Source organism: Mucilaginibacter rubeus (genome assembly GCF_014643835.1).
GTDB classification, from domain to species: Bacteria; Bacteroidota; Bacteroidia; order Sphingobacteriales; family Sphingobacteriaceae; genus Mucilaginibacter; species Mucilaginibacter rubeus.
Genome location: NZ_BMKD01000001.1, coordinates 1,216,518 through 1,236,200 on the forward strand (window position 1 = coordinate 1,216,518; position 19,683 = coordinate 1,236,200).

Sequence of the window (19,683 nt, forward strand, 5' to 3'; positions counted from 1 at the left end):
CGATTATAGCAGCAGACCCTGTAATTGTAATTCACCTGGCTTTTCAGCTCCGCGACAAACAGCTTCAAGTTATTTAAAACCAACTACTTAACTTTACTTTCCTACTCGCGATTTATTACTTTAATTAATATTTTTTATTCATCCCTATCCATTATCAGGTGTTGACGACTCGCAAAAAAACGTAAGATATCCGTCGCCCAAATCAAGTGCCCAACATCGGGAATTGCAAATCTAAATCCTACCCCCATTGGAAGCAGGCTGACCATTATGCATTATAATGGAGTTCGCAAAAACCACTCCCTCCTTAACTTTTGCGAAGAGAAATCAAAAGTTTAAGCCTTTATTAATAAATAATATCAGCATTGTCGAACATACGATGATTATTTTCCCTGAAAAATGTCATCACCAGTAAAATTGCAGATACCAATAGAGCGCTAACAAGTAAACCTCCGCAACACCAAATAATAGCATCAATATTAAATATAAAGGTGTTGGCAAGTGGCACAATTGTGCCGAAAATCAAAATGAATATCGTATTAAAAAGTAAATGTAGAAACCCCAAAGGCAGCGGTCGTTCTACAATGGGGGCCTGATCGTTTAATTTAAGCAGTACACTATTAAAAATATATTTTTCAATACGCACTAAATTATTTAACACATCCTCCTCCGAAGTAAATGCCCCTTTCTTGAGCAGTTTGCCATAAAAAGAATGCTTTGATACCACTTTTAAAAATTCTTCCATGCCATGAACGGCATCAGGGCTCTTTTTAACGCACTCAGCAAGTAATTGAAAAACAGAAACCTGAGACATCTCGATTAAGAATTCATTAATTGTACGGTGATCATATGCAACAACGTGATGGATTTCGGCTACATGAGAAAAGATATCAGCGGGTGTAGAGCAAAAAAAAACTGTTTTTTTGACTAGCAGAACGAAATCAACAAATGGATAATCCTTATCTGCCATTTCGGTTTCAAGTATCTTCCATTGTTCGGCGTCCAATTTATCATTTTCACCGAAAGATCGGTAAAATGCTAACGTCTCTCGATCTACTTTAAGCTGAATCGCTTTTTTCTGCTTCAAATGGTCATATTGCTCAAGATGTTCGAAAAACAACCTGCATAAATATCGGTATTCTGTAACAGATACCCACAAAGGGCGCGAAATATCTATCGCTACTTCTTTTTGTGTTCGAATGGAAAATACTTTTTGTAGCAGATAAGTTAATAAAACAGATGCGTAAATAGCAGACACAGAAATTATATAATAGGTCTTGTTTTGGTCGATTGTTTTTTTACGAACAGCAACCCAGCAAAGTGCAAGACCTAATAAAAAACCCACACACGAAACGATATTATAGCTGTTAAGCCAACTGCCAGGATTTGAAGGCTTTGCTGAACTTGATAATATTCGGGTGCGCATGTAGTCGAACCAGACTTTTAAAATTTTAGCTGATAAGCCAAGGCAAAATAAAAATGATACAAGATACTTCAGCCACTCTTTTTCTCCAGTCTCGGGCTTTTCCCTATTCAAGGTCAATTGTTGATCTGCAACATCATCAGCTCTTTTAATTACTTCACGCATAATATCCTTATGTAACACATCAGGCGCCTTGAAGCCTGGATTAGCTGGCCAATTAAATACAAATTGATCGCTATGGCCAATTTGCAGATAACCCTTTTCGTGGAAAACCGCACCCTTTGTGTAATTTACAAACTGCCACCACCTATTATCCGCTGGACCGTTGTCCATTAAGGAAATCATTTTGGTAAACCATTGATATGTTTCAATTTGCCTTACCGATGCGTTACTGTCAATTTCTAAAAACATAAGTTGGCCATAAATAAAATTACGGACGTCCTGGAAATGACCGTTTACAGTGGCATTTTCTTGTTGAAAATGGTTTAGTTTACGTGTTTGCTCGAATTGATTGAGGCCATAACATAACCCAAGAAAAGAGACCAATAGCCATCCGCCTTCCACGAAAAACCATAGTCCGGCATTTCCGTTCGTGCTAAATGGACGCATTAAAAAAAATAATATCAGACAACAAAAAATCGTGCAAAACAAGAAGGAAATAGTCAGTATCATATTGAAAAGTAGAACATCAAAAATAGAGAAAAATAGATCGTTAAACACCTAAAAGGTATCCCATTTCGTTGCGTTTATTATTTTCTGAATTGGTTTGAGGGAAATCAAGATAAAAACATCTTTAGCTCATTAACACGTCAGATCATATTGATACCCTGTCTCAAAACAGACATATCAAGCCAAAGTATCTCAATTCTCTCGTTGGCTCGGAATTGGGATCGTGTTTAATTAAATATAAATTCATGCGCACTAAAATATGAACTAGACTCTTTACCCCCGATTGCGTTAATATCTAAAATATTTTGTAATCCTATTTTATCTCTTCTTGTATTAAGTGATGACATTAACATACTTGGTCAAAAACTAATTTTTTTAGTAAAAATTCTACTGTCATATTAGTTTTTCATCAACCTTCATTACATTTACGGCCATGAGAAAATACATAACTATCTTTTTACTGAGCGGGCTTGCTTTTACATTGATTTCGTGGGGCGGTAAAGGGCATCGTGCAGTAGCGACTATTGCACAACAACATTTGACCAGTAACACTGCATATGCTATTTCTGCATACCTAAAAGGCGAAACGATGGCCGGCGTGAGTACCTGGGCAGATGAACACCGTAATCCAACCACCGGCAAATGGCATTTTTTAAATTTACCCCTTGGTTTGAACCATCAGCAATTCGTGGACTATGTGAACCAACAAAGTAATGATAATGTATATGCCGCCATACTAAAAGAAGAAGCTGTTATCCAGGACAAGACTTCAGCTTTTGATCAGAAAGCGCTCGCATTGAAATACCTTATACACTTGGTTGGAGATGCACATCAACCGATGCATATAAGCCGCAAAGAAGATAAAGGCGGAAATACCATACAGGTTCGTTTTGATAACAAAGGTACAAACCTGCACAGCCTTTGGGACAGCAAACTTATCGACCACGAAGGATTTAGCGAAACAGAAATAGTACAGAAATATGACCGGGCCACTGCGTCTCAAATCGCGAAATGGCAGGCGGACAGCCCAATGGAATGGTTGTGGGAGAGCTACCAGATCAGCAGTGAACTTTACCGTAACATTAAGCCCGGACAGGAAATCGATGAAGCTTATTATAAAAAATATATTCAGACAATTCAATTAAGGATTAACCAGGCGGGTATCCGGCTTGCCGGAGAACTCAATCGCTTGTTAAACGATACAAAAGGGATTACGGCGCCATCAACTTCTGGCCTGCAAACTCCGGTGGGCGAGAAATCGTTAAGCAGTACGGCAACACTGGACTCAGTAGCACCGGAAGTACAACTTAAAGATATTAGCGGTTTTCTTAATAAAAACGTTGCTGTAACAGGCAAAGTATACGGTGTGAAGGATATCGGTAGTATGGTCCTGGTTAATATGGGCGCTGCCTATCCTAAACAGCTGTTGACATTGGCGATGAAGGGTAAAGCAAAGGCTGTGGGCTTGACCCTCACAGGAAAGACGATTACAGTAATAGGTAAAGTCATTTCCTACGACGGTAAACCTGAAATTGTGGTTACCGAACCAGATCAGGTTCAGGTAGGTCGATAAGGAAGCCTTCAAAAAAGAAATACGACCAACGGTCTTCAGTAATGGCTTCGGTTATGCATAAGGCGCAGCATCAGGCATCATTACTGAAGACTTTTCTGTTTAGTCCTAATATCAAAAAAGACCTCTCACCGTGAGATACATGTTCATTTTTGAAACGCGATTTGAAGAGCGATCTTCTGAAGTTAAATTTTAAAACATTCTTTCAAAGCCCTCCCCTGATCATTAACATTAAAAAAATAACCTCAATTTAAGATTCCGCCGTAGAATCTGCCCCTATTCCTTAGGCAATGCCTCTGCGAGGTCAAATGCCCGTATAGTCTCTGCAACATATTCCCGTTTGGGATTATCGGCCGGTAATTTCGCCTCCGACAGCTGTTCAAATGTTTCGTAGACATGTAAGTGGTCGTTTAAATCACGCGTCCGGTTTGAGCGTTTCTTCTTTGCAGCTACCTGAGCGTGATATTCATCTATCAATTTAGTTAACTCAAAACCGCTTGTTTCCAACAAATCAAAGTATTTCATGAGAAAGTTGAGATTGATAAAAGCAAGCGGCTTTATTTTTTTGAAATGTTTTTCCAGCTCGTTTTCCCTGACTTTTTCACAAAAAGACTTTGCGAGATATTGATCTATCCCGGGCATATTGAACATTTGATCAGCATAAATAATTACCGGGTAGACGGTAAGATTTCTCGCATATTTGTAACCCGGCGAACGTTCGTATGGCTTTTGGCATAGGAATTTCAATTGCTTGATAAATTGGCCTGTACCTTTTCCGCTATTATTTACCTTTTGATCAATGGCAGCCACAATCTTATCGTATGAAAACGAGTTAATTGCGTTTGCAGGGAAATACGCATCTTTTATCTCGAAAAGGACAACAGTATTTCCCTGCCGGTAGTAAGCGTCGGGAAAGCCAGCGATTTCGTGTTCATCAAATAACAAGACCCCGTACTTTTTCTTAAACAATGCCTGAAGCATTTTCCGCGACAAGTACCGCTCAGTGATTTGCTCACCGACAAACCGTTTAAAATCCGTAAAACGCTTAAAATCTGCATGCTCTTTAATGCCGGATTGGTGAAAAAAATCAAACACCAAGCCTTCGTACAACTTACCTGAAAGCGATCCCCAGCTCAGGACCAGATAATTGCTCTTATTGTATCGCCAAAGAGGTTGTGACTTTATCCCTGAAAAGTTACTCTTGCTTTCCCCATATTGCAGGGCATATGCTTTCTGATCCATGCAAAATTGGGCAAGCAGGGTTTCAAACCCCGGCGTATCGCTAATTGAAAACGATGCCCAGCCGGTTTGACCAAGCTCCTGCGTCTTTTTATGGCCGGCGATTAGCAACTGATAAATATCTCCAAGATAATTGAGCGCTGTAGCTTTATTATGCTTTTGCAAATATTTCAGGACATACCCGCTATATTCCGAATGCATCTGCAGGTAATTAAAAAAGACCGATCCCCGCACCATCACCGCATAAGGATGAACGTGTGTATTCAGTTCGAACTGATCGATTAAGGTCGGCCAGGTCATCCTGGCAAAATACTCGTCGTTAAACTCAGGGGCCGTCCTAAGTGTGCTTTTGTATTCCCTGTTGACCTCTTCTACAACTAAAAAATATGATTTAAAAACTTGAAGCTCCTGTTCCGGTGTGAGTTCGATATCTGGCAAATCTCTGAAATTGGTCAGCTCGTGGTGCAAAAAATTCATGTTATAAAGAACAGAAAAGAAATGAACGTCTTCATTCCGGTTCCTACCTACTTTGGCAAATGCTTTATCCAGAATATCACGACGGGTTCCTGCGGGTTGACGCCGCAATAACATATCGAATATCCTTGCCTGTGTTTCGTCGCCGCGATCATTGAAATGTAATTCCGCATTCAGCATGGCCATTAATGCTATGGTGAGTGCAGATGGGATATCTGCCAGCAAGTCGCTTATATTTTCCTGTGGGCCGGTAAACAGGTCTTTATATTCGGGCGTGATGATAATCTTCATTTATTACTGTATTATTTATCAATCCGCTCATAAACTAAGCCATTGATGTTACGTTGTTTTTCATCGAAGCTTATGCCCACGCCTATGATTTCTTTTCGTTCAATCAGAAATTTTTGAGCATATTTTTTCAACTTCACTTGATTAAGTGCCTGTTGGCTAAGGTCTTCGTTGTCCCCAAATTTAAACTCCAAGATATAGATCAGGTCGCTGAGCCGGATAACTGCGTCAATACGCCCTATATTGGTCATTTCTTCAGAGATAATTTCGAATCCAAGCAATTTAAGTACGACATGGACATTGGAGTGAAAATAGCCCTCCTTCACTTTCACGATTGCATAAGATACGCTGGCCATGATACTTTTCAAAGTCGTAACGAATCCATTAATATTTTTCGTGATTAACTGATAACGGAGCTCCTGGTAGGGAATAATTGCTTCCTCCTGGTCATATAGCTTTTTAACGTAGTCAACCATATCAACAAGATCATCCTTAAACTCCTGAATATAGGTAATGATCATATCCGTATCCTCACCTTCAAAATTATCGTCCAGCATATATTGCTTACTGTTTAAAAAGCTTTTGAAGTCATTCAGGAATTTAAACAGCCGTTCCGGCGTTACGAATTTATGCGGGATCAGGTGGTCGAAATGTAAATGATCCTCGACCCTCGCATGAATGCTGATGACAAAATCCATCAACTTTGTGCCATGCTTCAATTTGTAAATGCCCCAGGTACGTTGTTGATGTGTCGTGCGGTAAAAGAAATCTAATGAGTCAAAACGTTCCGAAAAAAAAGCGCGTAAATAGTGTTCAATCCTATCAATTGGTGTCATATAGAATCTCAAATTTAGATATTTTTAAATATCGTAGAAAAGCCGAAACAGGTTATTGATGTCCTGAGACAATTGGTAAGGAACGACCAGGGGGCTGACCGCCTGAAAGACAAAACCGTGTTTGGATAGAGCATAGCAGGTCGTATTTAAACGAAATTCAGCGTTCCGTTAGGGATAATAGTGGAAATCCTTTGAAAAAGATTGGAACGGATAGCCCGGACCGAAGGTAACGGCATAAGGTAGTTTCTTATAAAAGTCATTAGAATTCATCCGATGAAAGGACATCAAAAGTTTACGGTAAAAAGCGATAGACAGGTTGAACAACTATAAAAAAGGCAAAACGTTATTCGTTTTTAAAATGAAATTTAACACTAAGCAATAAAAACGAAACCAGAATATCAGCAAAAGGTATTTTAAAGATGTATTGTTAAATTTAACAATACTTAACCTGATGTAACTAAACTTTTGACTTTATGCAGTAAATCATAGATATCATGCAATATCACTGATGTTAAAGGGCCTTGCACGGCTTACAGAGCCAATACGTTTTTTCAGTCCGTTGTCTAACTTTTCAATAGCCAGGTCATCACGCATGGAGTTGACCACCGAGTCGAAAAGCTCGTTCAAACCGTTTTCGAACTCTTCGATCTCTTTCTCTTTCGTTATATTTTCAGGGAAATTCTCTTTGTTAAAGACATCAAAGTAATTATCAATATGTTCGAGTACTTCGTCTGGTAATAATAGAATCTGTTCCTGAACCGTGTCTTCCAATAAATAATATGCCTTGGTTAACTCCATATCGATCTTATCTTTCACTTTTTTAAGGCTTTTTCCTGACGACTTCATGTCCCAAAAAACGTTGGCACATTGAACATAAACAGCACCTGCAGTATTCATAGCTGCAATTACATTACGGTAACTTTTGAACTTCTCTTCAAATAGTTTGTTTTCGTTAGGTAGTTTCCTGCTGATACGGTAATTAAGCAGGGCCACGATAAAGGCGCTTGCCGCAATCAGCGCACTTGCAGCACTGATAATCAAAGAATAATTCATAATGGTGATAAGTTTGATTGCGCAATTTACGCGATTTATAATCTTTATGAACGGTTATACGCAGATTGTGTGACACACATTTTTTTGCGAAGACAGCGAATTCTTTCCTTATCACTTAAGTGATCATTAATCGAGTATTTGACACCCCTAAATCCCGTGATCACAGGAATGCGATCTAATTGACTTTTGGCAAGCATCATTTAAATATTTATATAGAAGATCATTTACCGTCCGCCATTGGTCTATTTGAGGAAAATGACGGGCATTAGAAAGCTTATAGATTTCTTTATAACAGATGTTGCCAAGATCGTCATCCAGGTAATCGATATTACAAAGAGGATCCGAAGCCCCGAATATTACCAATGGCTTAAGTCCGCTTCCTGTAATCAGTCTAATCTCATCACTATAAAATTCTTTCATCACACTTTTATGCAGCATTGATCTGAAATCTCCCTTAACTCGATAGTAATCGGACTTGATCTTATTGAATATTTCTTCCTGGTTATCTTCAATACATTGACCCAACACATTTTCGACCTCTCTTTCTTCGACATTATCTGTAAAAAAGACGGACACGTTTGCTCCGGGTTTGAATAGTTTATTTAAAGTATTGCCATCCGTTATAATGGACGGACTTATGAGGACAATGCCGGAAATATTTACATATGGGAGTATTTCCGCTACAACGTTTGTCCCAAGGGAGAGCCCAACCAATACGAATGGGTTATCAGCGATGAGTACTTTTACAACCGCAGCCAGCAATGCTGCCATTCCCAAAACCGAAAAGTCAAAAAGATCTTCCGGAATGGATGAGTTTCCGTGAGCCGGCAAATCTATCGCTATTATTCTGTATTCCTTAAACAAGGGTTCTGTCAATTGCAGGTTCCAGGTATCAGCTGATCCGGAATTCCCGTGAATAAAAAAAACTGTATATTGTTGTTCCGGGTTGACAATCTGACAGGCTATCGCTGCATTATTCACGCGAACAGCATGATGATGAATTTGACTTCTCATTATCATAACAATTATATAAGATTCTTCTTTATAGAATAGGCGAGTAAACTAATCGCATTGGGAGTATTCGTTTTTTCCTGCATTTTCCTCCTGTGATTGATCACCGTATGTTCGCTAAGGCACAACTTGTCTGCTATTTCCCGACTGGTGTAACCGTCCGCCATCCATAATAGAACTTCTCGTTCCCGTTTGGAAAATCGCCTATACTCATAATCATGATAATAATTGGTGATCTTAACAAGCTGGCTCCCCACCCCAAATACATCACAATCATCCATTTTATCTATTCTGTGAATTACTTTATCAGGGTCCACATGATGTGTCACATCGTAAACTATCCCTAAACTCATTAAGGGGTTTCCAAACTGATCCGATTGTATAAAAGAATTCTTTTGCAGTATACTGATAAAGTGACCAGCTCTGGTCTTTATCCTGAAATTATAGCTGAACAAGTAATTCTTATGTTCCAACGGTGACGTTGTTTTTAGGAATTGCAGACGATCTGGAAATATTTGTTCATTAAATAAGCGGAGATCGTCTTTATGAAACAAGCTTGCTGCAAATCCAATGCCTCCCTGGGTAAAACATTCCGCTTCGAAGCCACTTAACGCTTTTATTGTTTTAGACATAAAAACGTAGCTATTATTCCTATAATCATTTAAGTAAAAAACCGGGGCATGATGTGAAAGTAATCCCGAAGACTGGGTATTCAAAGTACCGATCAATTCTTCAACTGTATTGTTTTTTGTAACATCCGGATGTAAATCAAAAACATTATTTTTCGATTTATGTAAATATTTTAACCAGGTTGCAGGGGGCGCGCAATACATCTTTTAATGCTGTATATCAAAACATTACAGTAATTTATTTTAAAAATAGCAAGAAATTGTCATTTATTTTCAGTGCCAATAATATAATTTCATATTGTATAATAATTGTATCAAAATGCGCGCAGTTTCAGTAGTTTTTTTGCGATTGTTAGAATGTGGCTTCTTTAAACAATACAATTTCTTCGCTGCATTTTTCTATAAGGGAATATTTACTGCCAGCTGATTTCTAACTAAACAACAGTATTAAAACCATAATCACCGGACCGCCGAAAACGGTATTTACAGTAGGCATAGCAAACTATAATATGGACTTAAACCAATCTTTTGTTTCATTAGAGGTGGACACCTTTAAACCAATGTTGACCAGTCTTCAGGCCAACATATTGAAATTTCATGGTAGAAATTTCGCCCATCACCTTTTTTTTCGCTTTATTGACGGCCAAAGCGAACCTGCTGCCACATGGATCAAGGAATTCGCGTCAACCAGATTGACCACAGCGTTAAAACAATTAGAAGACAGCAAACTGCGGCGCTCAGATCAAAATTTCGATGGCGGCCCTATCTTTACATTATCACTTGCTGCTACGGGGTATGACTTTTTAAATAAAAACGACCAAAAGCCCGATAGTATAACTTTCCAGAACAGAATGCGAAATAATAGTGATCTGCTTTTGGATAGCCCGGATGATTGGGATAAAGAATTTACAGGTCAGATCGATCTGCTAATAATTGTTGCTGATGACAACAATGCGACTGCCAGTGATGAAGCAAGTCAGATTATTAGCCAAACCGCGCCATTTGCCGTGTTGCTCAAAAATCAGAGAGGCAATGTGTTAAAAACTGAAGTCGGGGTCGGGATTGAACACTTCGGCTACGCCGATGGCGTAAGCCAACCTATGTATCTTGCAGATGAAATTAATGATCAGGAGCAACCCCGGATTTGGGATGATAAAACCAACCTCGACCGGCTTCTGGTTAAAGAAGATAAAATAGACACCAATGAATTTTACGGAAGCTACCTCGTATTCCGAAAGCTGAACCAAAACGTTTTGGCCTTCAAAGATGCAGAGGGGGACAACCGAGAGGCACTTCCATCTACAAAGCCGGACACAGCGCTTCTTCCCAGGGTTAAAGACAGTTCGGGAAACGATAACATAGAATTACCTGGGGCAATGATTGTCGGCAGATTTGAAAACGGCACTCCGGTAACCATGCGCAGCAATGAATTTCAAAACGACCTGCCTCCAACCGCTAACCTAAACCCCCACAGACCGACTAACGATTTTGATTACTCGGACGATATTGGTGAATTAGCGCTTAAATGCCCTTATCACGCACATATCAGGCTCATGAATCCAAGAAATGGTGACCCCAAAGCTGATCCTTCAGATTTGCGGACACATCGCATTACGCGCAGGGGCATGCCTTACGATGACAACTTCGACAATGAAAATGTAAGGATTCCTGATGAACATATCTTATCGATAACGGATGATATGTTAAAGAAGCAAAAGGGTATCAATGTCGGCCTGCTTTTTATGTGCTACCAAAATGATATTGCTAACGCTTTTGAAATATTGCAGGGTTTCTGGGCACAGGGTGATATAGCACCCAATGCCGACCTTAAAGGCATAGACAGCATCATTAGTCAGGCCTCCCAGGACTCCAGGGTTCTTCCGGAACAATGGGGCGTTCAGGGCAAGGTCAATCCGGTTAAATTCGACCACTTTGTTACGATGAAAGGCGGAGAATACTTCTTCACACCAAGCAAAAACTTTCTCATGAACCTTTAAACTCTCTACAAACATTCAAAACCATGTTAAAAATCGATCAGGCAATAATCGACGATTTAAACGCTGCAGAAAAACTTGAAGATCTCCACGCTTTTCTGCAGGGCGCAATTGCACTGGAGCATTCCACAATTCCGCCGTATCTTACCGCCGAGTTTTCAATCAAACCGGGAACCAATGCCGACGTAAAGAAAATAATCCACAGCATTGTAATACAGGAAATGTTGCACATGACCATTGCATGCAATATTCTCAATGCACTCGGTGGTAAACCGGAAATTTATTCAGCTGGCTTTGTGCCTGTTTATCCTACAACATTACCAATGAACATCAACACCGGCCTGGTTGTCGGATTGGAAAAAATGTCGAGGATATTGATCGAAAAAACTTTTATGGAAATCGAGGAGCCCGAGGTCCCGCTGGTTTTTCCGGTTGTACTGGAGGCAATACAACCACAGGCACAAGAATTTTCGACGATCGGTCAGTTCTATAGAACGATCCAGCAAAAGATAATGGAACTTTCGGAGGACAATCTGCCCGGCGATCCGAATTTGCAGGTAGTCAGTGACTCGTTCACTGCAACTGAGCTTTTTCCGATACTCACCAAAGCAGATGTGATCAAAGCTATTGATATAATTGTTGAGCAAGGAGAAGGTACAGACAAACTACCATTTGATCTGGAGATGGAGCTTGCACATTATTATCGTTTTCAGCAAATTATTATGGGGAAAACACTAGAGGATAATAACGGCGTAATTACTTTCGGGGATCCGGCGATCGTATTCGACGAAGCATCTGTATTTCCATTAATGGCAAACACTAAGACAATTGATCTTCCTGTCGGTTCTACAGCCAGGGATATCTCAGAGCAGTTCAATATTGCCTATTCAACCCTGTTAAAAATGTTACAGGAAGCCTTTAATGGTAATCCCGCGTCATTAGATGACACGATCGCTTCCATGTTTGATATCCAGAAGCTTGGAAAAAAACTGGTGGCGCTGCCACATCCGGCGGCGCCTGGCTTCAATACAGGTCCGTCATTTGAATTTGTTCTTATTTGACTAACGGGAACAAAGAATGGCATTAATAATCCGTATAGGCTAAAAAAATAACCGACCATTGTAAACGAAAATGCCCTTTTAGCAAAACAGATCGCCCGGAAAAACCGGGCGATCTGTTAACTTTGCAAAAGCTCCTGACAGAGCTGGACGAGGGACTGGATACGGTCAACTCCCTCCTCTTCCTGTAATAAATAATTTTTTCCAACCGATTGCAAACGGTATTGCTCAATCATTTCAGGGGTAACCCTACCCTTCTGAAGTTCCTGTACTAACCATCCTTTTTGCTGACAGTAGATTTGGACACGCCCCTTCAACCGCAAATGGCTGATGCCGTCCGAGAAACGGCCAGGGATGAGTGTTACCTTCTTGTGATTCAACAGATTCTCCACAGCAATAAGATATGGGTTGATGTGATAGGATGCCAGCGGGTGTTGACCGGAGTTACCGAGGCTGTTAACATCGAAGCCAAGGTCGTCAGCCCAGGTGAACAAATTAAACGTTTCGTAAATATGCGCAGTTAACTGATAATACTTAATAAAGTAATAGCGGAAATCCATAGCTCCATGATAACCGTCGATTAATGCATTTAATTTTTCGGTTGTCGTCCCCCTTAATGCGGAAAGACTTGATAGAAAGGTGTTGAGGATTGGCCTGATGGAGGCCTGTTCCTTTTCGAAGCCGGTTGTCAATATCCTGCCCCAGTTCCCCGCCGAACCGAAATACCATATATCCCCAAGGCGTGACCCATTGTGCGTTTGGATAGAAAAATCACCGCAGGTTAACATGCCCCGGATAATTCGGGAATTGTGAACCTCCGGGTTCCAGGTTTGATAAAAAGTTTCTGCGAGCAATGGAATATCTGTTTGCTCAAAATCCAAATTATCAGTGATCCCCTGGAGTTCAGGATGGTCTTCCAAACGCTGAATAGCCATTTTATTTGAATCGTCTTTCAACAGGAAGCCCGTTTTGTATTGTTCCGGACTGAGCACACCCCTGGTAAAGCCCTTGCCGCTATATCCGGCTAGAACTTCGTAAATCCTTTTCCCGTCATTCACTTTGATCTCGCTTGTGAAACCATGAATAAATTCACTATATTCATGAAAATCCGGCAAACGCAAATTTGAAGTAAATTCTATCCGTTTCCTGGAGTTGACTTGTCGAACGCGGGTCAAAAGGTTCCGGACGATCCTGATAAAATCTTTCAGACGATCTAAGTCTTCTACACCAAAGGTAATTATGTAGTGAAGAAGAGCATAAAGCAGGATCCTATTGCGGATATCAAAGCTTGCGCCGTTCAAGCTGCGTTCAAAAAGATCTGTGCTGCCAGTTTCGAAGAGGCTAACACGCCCGGGTATATATGAGCCTTTATTGCTAAATATTTCGCCGAAGAAATCCCGGGTTGCAGAAAGGCCGGAAAGCACATCTAGGGACCTGAACAAAAACAGGGTATTTTCCTGTTTACCATAAACATCCTTTACCGCATCCTCGAACACAAAAGCGTCAGCTTCCGTACGGTCCTTATAGTAGAGCATTTCGGTGATATAACTTAGATAGTTGATCGTGCCGTTATCAACATTCACAGTCATCCTTTTATCCCAAAATAAATCCATCCACTTTCCATCCGCTTTGATAGAAAAATAATCTTTGTAAGAGACTGCAACCCCCTCATAGGGCAGGCGCTCATTCTTATAATCTGATTGTGCAAGAAGATCTATAAACTCGGCCTTGAAATTCTCAAACGGGGTCAATGCCTTGCCGCGCGAATTCATTTTAATATATAGTTCATCGGTAAGACGGAACTGCTCAGACTTAATATCGATAAACTCAAAAGTAATCGAGTCCTTACTAGTTAGTTTAGACCAGATGCCGGATGTGGTTTGAAAACTTTCGTGAATGGCATCCAGCATACTGAGCATAGACTGGATCGTAGGATCATCCTGCCAGGCGGACATAAACCAGGGTTGATCAATAATTCCTGCACTTAACTTTCCAGCCGCATAGCTGACCGACCGGTTAACCAGGCGATCACAAAACCGCTGTGACGACAACCGTGTTTTATAGGTAAAACGGGAGAGTAATTGCTTCAACAATAAAACAGAATCGGCGTCCTCGTTCAAGGTATTAAATTTTTGTTCCTTGACAGCGATATACCAGTGTAGTAAAAATAAGGTAGTCAGGCGCTGCTGTCCGTCAAGCGGAACAAATAAGTCCTTGCCTTCTGTATACCCATAAACAAAATCAAGGTGCAATCGTCCCTCGTCTATCCCATCAGACGATGGTTCACTCAATACCTGTTTAAGCTTAGATACAAAATTCTTCCTGATTGTACCTGCTGTTTCCCTGCCTTGTGCATAATCCCTTTGGATAAGCGGGATTGAAACCTGGTAGTTATTTAAAAGTTCGTAAAAAGTAAATCTCATGACTATTTTAGTTTCCAGCGTTTATCAAGAAATGGATCAAGTGTGGTTTGTATATTTTCAATGTAGTTTTTACGGTCTTTCTCGTCCCAGACATAGTTATTTTGAGGAAAAGAAGTATAAGCTTTAAGAAAAGCGTTTCTCGTACAGAGTGGAATATAATGACCATCGACCTCCCGTTTCTTTATTTTTTCCCGCTTTACGTCGAAAACGGAATTGTTCAAATGGGCATTCGTATCTGCATCGACCAGGCAGAGGTTCCCGATCTTGTGAATGGAATTATCGGCAAGGTCCGTTTTCGTGTTATAAATTTTATTAACAGCGTCAAAAATCGAATTAAACTCGTCCTGAGCCAATGATTTCTTCTCCAACAATCTTTTCATTCGTTCAATGGTCCCAGAATAAAGCTCAGTATTTATAGATCTTAAGGACCTGACGTGATCACTCAGCCAAAGTTTTTGGTTAACGGGATTGGTAATCACATCACTGTTCTGTGCGTGAATATGTTCCAGGCTCCATTTTTTTGTCCTCTTGGTCTGCTTGTATAAATTAAACGGAAAGCGGGCAAGCTCCTTATCACTGTTTAAAGTCGCAATTACATTGTGCAACAGTAATAAGTTATGGATCTCTTTTTTATACTCTCCATCCTCAGGGGAATCATAGCACAAATCTTCAAACTTAATAAAATCCTCGTCCGGATCCCGGCTCTTCAGGTCGGGTAGGTTCACAGCATCATAGATACGGGATATCAATGTAGTTATGAATGCCTCTTTGGACTGCACTTTTGCTTCATTGATAAGAAAATCGATCTCCGAACGACCGTGCATGGTGATCAGAAACCCGATGTAATGGTACAGCCTCCGGTCTCGGTACCAGTCGAGAAAATAACCGTAATAAGTTGTAACTTCCTCCCAAAACAATTTTACAGCATTGATCCTTTTTTCATCCGGATTTACACCCTTATTGCGTTCAACATCAACCCTCAGCTGATCGAGATATGCAGCTATCAATAAATAAGTACGGTGTTTTATTTTATCTTTTCCGTCATAACCGAGCAGTCCTTTTTTCTTCTCTGCGATCAAATCAAAAATCAGTTCAATATGCGTCGGATTTTCTCTCAATCCATTATTAAGAAAATACCAGAACTCTTCACGCTGCAGTCCATACTCGATCGTATCCCACTCGGCCCCGATTTCAAATAATGTATGTTGATATACAGGTTTATTTTTTTCTGTGTACTTATCCGATTGTAACAGGAGCGCTTTGATCAGCTCAGCATCCGTAAGCGGAATTTTCCCCACATTAAGGCGAATAAATGCATCAATAGGATGTTCTTCACCGATATCATACCAAATCAGTTTTACATTGCGATTGTTCTCGCCGTCGTTGTCCAGTAGAATGGGGACAAGCTTACTTTTGGAACCAGGGTGGTTTTGAAACCACGTTTTGATATGCCCATAGGCGTTGCAAATATAATGATAGTCAATATTCGCGTTGTTCTCCCCATTTTCGAAGAGTTTGTCCTTTAAAAATGCTACACAATCCTTCCGGGTTTCATAAGTCAACGAAAACAAAGGTTGGTCATAACCTTCTTCCAGCCTTCGTTCTTCAAGATAAACAAGGATCAGGTAAAGGGTTGTCAGGCGTTGTTGTCCATCAATGAGATTGTATCGTTTTTCAGCGGTCTTTTTGACGACAATGGGCTGCAAACAATAAAATTCGCCGTTCCTGGCGGTCTTCTGGAATTCCCAAAGGTCATTTAATAATTCGGTGACCTCCTGTTCTCCCCAACGATACCCACGTTGATAAGCAGGTATATTAAATTCGTTACCAAACAGGTCAATAACCGGATAAAGATTATTCATATTATTGCGATATAATATTGAAGGATTTCCTTCAATTGGTTTAGGGATAAAAACAATTGGTCTTTGGCCCGGTGTGAATGTAAAAAGTTATTTATGTTTAAACAATTATTTTTAATAAATATTAAATTGTAATTGTCACTCAAAATCTAATAGGCCTGCTCATAGAAATTCCCTTTTTACAAGAATACATTATTACTTAGCACTAAGCTGTTTTTATTACCTCAATCGATTGTTTTATGACTCGATCTCCTATCACATCGCTCCGGTATTTAAATAAGTTGGATATTTTTAATATATTCCAACAGCTTTTATGATATAGTATTGACTGATGAAAAATACTGCTGCTAAAGGATTTAAAGACAAATGCTCTCAGTTTTCTGTAAGTTTAAAATTGCTTGATACACAGTATCGTGATTTTCTGGATGAACATGCCCTCCAGGACATGGAGTCGTGCTTTGAGATAGTATTCACCCACAATAATTTCGGCCTGCCGTGTTTTCGTTTAAGGGCCAGGACAGGGCTGACAATTCCTGTAGAAATCAACAAGCCAGTACAAATACTATTCAAGCAATGCCTGGGAGACTACGCCATATGATCCTGCAACGAGGCCTGCTCTAGTATAAGTCGTTGAATAACTGTATCAACGTTCAACAGCCGTGCCTGATATATCGCTTTTTGCCTTTGAAATGCTGACGATTCTCATTGCCGGACGCAGTAGCAAAAGCACCGCTCACATTTCCCTTCCGATTATCCCAATTCATATAATACTCTCCTTTGTTCATTCCGGACAGATATTAATCTTAAAAGTTTGGTTAATACCCCTTCCTGGTTTGCAGCTAAACTTTTGACTACATAGCTGAGACAATGTCTATAATACACGTAGAATCCACCTTACGAAGGCCTTAGATGACAATAGCCGGTATAGCGGAAAATACCGAATAAATTCTTTGCCGTAAATCCGTGCTATTCTTTCCAACAATTGGACTATTTCTGCCTGCGGTTTACGCTGACATTTGTATCAGCAAAAACAAATAAATAAAACAATGAGCAAGACAATTTTCATTACCGGCGCATCAAAAGGGTTCGGTAAATTATGGGCAGAAGCATTTTTAAAACGCGGCGATAAAGTAGCAGCTACATCGAGAAATATAGATGGCCTGAAGGACCTGGCTGAGCAATATGGCAGTAACTTTTTACCGATTGCCCTGGACATCACAAACCGGGAAGCCGCAGTTGCTGCTATAAACGGCGCTCACAAACACTTCGGCAGCCTCGATGTCGTGATCAACAATGCAGGCTATGGCGTTTTCGGCGCGATTGAAGAAGTCAGTGAGCAGGACGCTAAAGATATATTTGATGCCAATGTATTCGGCACACTTTGGATAACACAGGCGGCACTCCCAATCTTCAGGGCACAAAAATCAGGGCACATTATACAATTGTCAAGTGTGTTGGGCATTTGGACACTCCCAACCCTTGGTATCTACAACGCGACCAAATTCGCTGTAGAAGGTATGACCGAAGCACTGGCCAGCGAAGTAACGGATATGGGCATCAAGGTTACGCTGATTGAGCCTAACGGTTATACAACCGATTTTGGTGGTACATCTGCAGTACAAAGCACACCAATTGACGCTTATGACGCCATCAAATCCGGTTTGGGCGCTATTGAAGGCCTGCTGCCTGAAGACTACGGAAAACCGGAGGCTACAATTCCGGCTATCATCAAGTTAATTGATGATGAAAACCCTCCCCTGCGCCTGTTCCTTGGTAAAATCGGGTTATCAAAAACAGAACGCGTTTATGAGGAAAAGCTTAAAACCTGGAAAGCCTGGGAAGAAGTCGCAATCGCGGCACATGGTTGATTGATTAGGTAATTTCCGGGACACCGGCATCTAACAGGTGCCGGTGTTTTTCAAGCATTTATCGACTTTTTCAAAACCGAAATGCGGCACCATTCAAAAAAAACAACTGATATATACAACATTTTCCTCTATTCATACCTCAATTTAAAGTAGAATCAGCGTTAACTTTAGCGAATGGCCAGTAGCCAGGATCAGCCTCTGCGAAAGCCAATCACATTATTTGACCACTTGAATCAGGCACTACAAGAACCGGACTTGGGGTTGAGCTTATCAATGAACCCGGATAAAAGTATTACACAATGAGACATTATAAAACGTTATCGGAGATGCATCGTGAAAACGGATGGCCTCCACCGGAAAACCCGCTTCTTGGGTTGCTTGGCTGTAATAAGGACTGTCCGCTCGGAGACCGTGAATTTACAAGCGATTGCTATATGATCAGCTTTAAAAAACTCAAAGCTGGCGTTATTATGTATGGCCACACCCCTTACGATCATAGCAACGGCTCGATGATGTTTGTAAAACCCCGGCAAATCATACAGATGAAAGACCTTAAACTGGAGGAAGCCGGCTTCATGATACTTATCCATGAGGATTATTTAAACGGGCACCCGCTCCATCAGGCCATTCAAAAGTACGGCTATTTCGATTATGAAATCAATGAGGCACTTCACCTTTCCCCTAAAGAGGAGGAGATAATATGGGACCTGCATGCGAAAATAAATGCAGAATATCATAACAATACCGATGAATACAGCAGGGAAATTATCATTGGGCATATTTCCTCGATCCTAATGTATGCCCAACGTTTTTATAAACGCCAATTCATTAACCGCGTAGACATGTCCGGTAAAATGGTTACACGTTTTAATGATGCCCTATCCGAATATTACAGCAATGGGCATCTACAAACCTCGGGGCTACCATCTGTCAGCCAAATCGCAGAAAAGTTGTTTGTCTCGCCCCGCTATTTAAGCGATTTACTTAGGCAGGAAACAGGTAAGACAGCGATGGACCTGATACACCTGTCTTTAATGTCCGAGGCGAAAAACATGTTGCGGAGCGGAGAGCGAAGCATCTCGGAAATTGCTTACACACTGGGGTTTGAAAACACTTCCTACTTTACCCGTCTTTTTAAGAAACAAAACGGTGTAAAGCCGCTGGAGTTCAAGAAAATGAATATGAATTAATGCACCTAAATTTATTCAAATCGTATAATTCACCTTTAATGGTATGAACACTATATTGTTAAACGCTATTAATTAAGAAAGCCGCTTTAAATAAAATTAAAG

13 protein-coding genes are annotated in these 19,683 nt (G+C 40.5%); 5 read left to right on the forward strand and 8 right to left on the reverse strand.

The genetic code is table 11. The features are described 5' to 3' along the window. Positions 1-343 precede the first annotated feature (343 nt). Complete coding sequence (locus IEX80_RS04980; protein ID WP_188832141.1) at positions 344-2,029, reverse strand: hypothetical protein; 1,686 nt, start codon at positions 2,027-2,029, stop codon at positions 344-346. 493 nt (positions 2,030-2,522) lie between these two features. On the opposite strand from IEX80_RS04980, the gene IEX80_RS04985 reads away from it, so the two are divergent. Further along, the gene (locus tag IEX80_RS04985; RefSeq protein WP_188832142.1) at positions 2,523-3,662 is read left to right on the forward strand and encodes a S1/P1 nuclease; all 1,140 of its coding nucleotides are present in this window, start codon (positions 2,523-2,525) and stop codon (positions 3,660-3,662) included. Between the two features lie 273 nt (positions 3,663-3,935). Here the strand turns inward: IEX80_RS04985 and IEX80_RS04990 are convergent, their stop codons facing one another. The 5 genes from IEX80_RS04990 to IEX80_RS05010 form a co-directional block, all read right to left on the reverse strand. Then, positions 3,936-5,663: a hypothetical protein gene (locus IEX80_RS04990; protein WP_188832143.1), complete on the reverse strand. Its 1,728-nt coding sequence runs from the start codon at positions 5,661-5,663 to the stop codon at positions 3,936-3,938. Between the two features lie 11 nt (positions 5,664-5,674). Next, complete coding sequence (locus tag IEX80_RS04995) at positions 5,675-6,496, reverse strand: PD-(D/E)XK nuclease domain-containing protein (protein WP_188832144.1); 822 nt, start codon at positions 6,494-6,496, stop codon at positions 5,675-5,677. Between the two features lie 492 nt (positions 6,497-6,988). Beyond that, on the reverse strand, positions 6,989-7,549 hold the full coding sequence (locus IEX80_RS05000; RefSeq protein ID WP_188832145.1) for a hypothetical protein: 561 nt from the start codon (positions 7,547-7,549) through the stop codon (positions 6,989-6,991). Positions 7,550-7,696: 147 nt separating this feature from the next. After that, the gene (locus IEX80_RS05005) at positions 7,697-8,563 is read right to left on the reverse strand and encodes an alpha/beta fold hydrolase (protein ID WP_188832146.1); all 867 of its coding nucleotides are present in this window, start codon (positions 8,561-8,563) and stop codon (positions 7,697-7,699) included. A gap of 11 nt (positions 8,564-8,574) precedes the next feature. Continuing rightward, positions 8,575-9,393, reverse strand: coding sequence for a response regulator transcription factor (locus IEX80_RS05010; RefSeq protein ID WP_188832147.1), 819 nt, complete (start codon positions 9,391-9,393; stop codon positions 8,575-8,577). 305 nt (positions 9,394-9,698) lie between these two features. On the opposite strand from IEX80_RS05010, the gene IEX80_RS05015 reads away from it, so the two are divergent. Both IEX80_RS05015 and IEX80_RS05020 read left to right on the forward strand, forming a co-directional pair. After that, entirely contained in the window at positions 9,699-11,186 is a 1,488-nt protein-coding gene (locus IEX80_RS05015) for a Dyp-type peroxidase (RefSeq protein ID WP_188832149.1), read from the forward strand. Between the two features lie 23 nt (positions 11,187-11,209). Then, entirely contained in the window at positions 11,210-12,244 is a 1,035-nt protein-coding gene (locus IEX80_RS05020; RefSeq protein WP_188832151.1) for a ferritin-like domain-containing protein, read from the forward strand. A 116-nt stretch (positions 12,245-12,360) separates the two neighbouring features. On the opposite strand, the gene IEX80_RS05025 is transcribed toward IEX80_RS05020, so the two are convergent. Then, positions 12,361-14,664, reverse strand: coding sequence for a DUF262 domain-containing protein (locus IEX80_RS05025; protein WP_188832159.1), 2,304 nt, complete (start codon positions 14,662-14,664; stop codon positions 12,361-12,363). 2 nt (positions 14,665-14,666) lie between these two features. Next, positions 14,667-16,526: a DUF262 domain-containing protein gene (locus IEX80_RS05030; RefSeq protein ID WP_188832161.1), complete on the reverse strand. Its 1,860-nt coding sequence runs from the start codon at positions 16,524-16,526 to the stop codon at positions 14,667-14,669. A 1,043-nt stretch (positions 16,527-17,569) separates the two neighbouring features. Here IEX80_RS05030 and IEX80_RS05035 point away from each other — a divergent pair. Next, positions 17,570-18,391 (forward strand): SDR family NAD(P)-dependent oxidoreductase, encoded by an 822-nt coding sequence (locus IEX80_RS05035; RefSeq protein WP_188832170.1) that lies wholly within the window; start codon positions 17,570-17,572, stop codon positions 18,389-18,391. A gap of 299 nt (positions 18,392-18,690) precedes the next feature. Next, entirely contained in the window at positions 18,691-19,581 is an 891-nt protein-coding gene (locus IEX80_RS05040; protein ID WP_188832171.1) for a helix-turn-helix domain-containing protein, read from the forward strand. Positions 19,582-19,683: the final 102 nt, after the last annotated feature.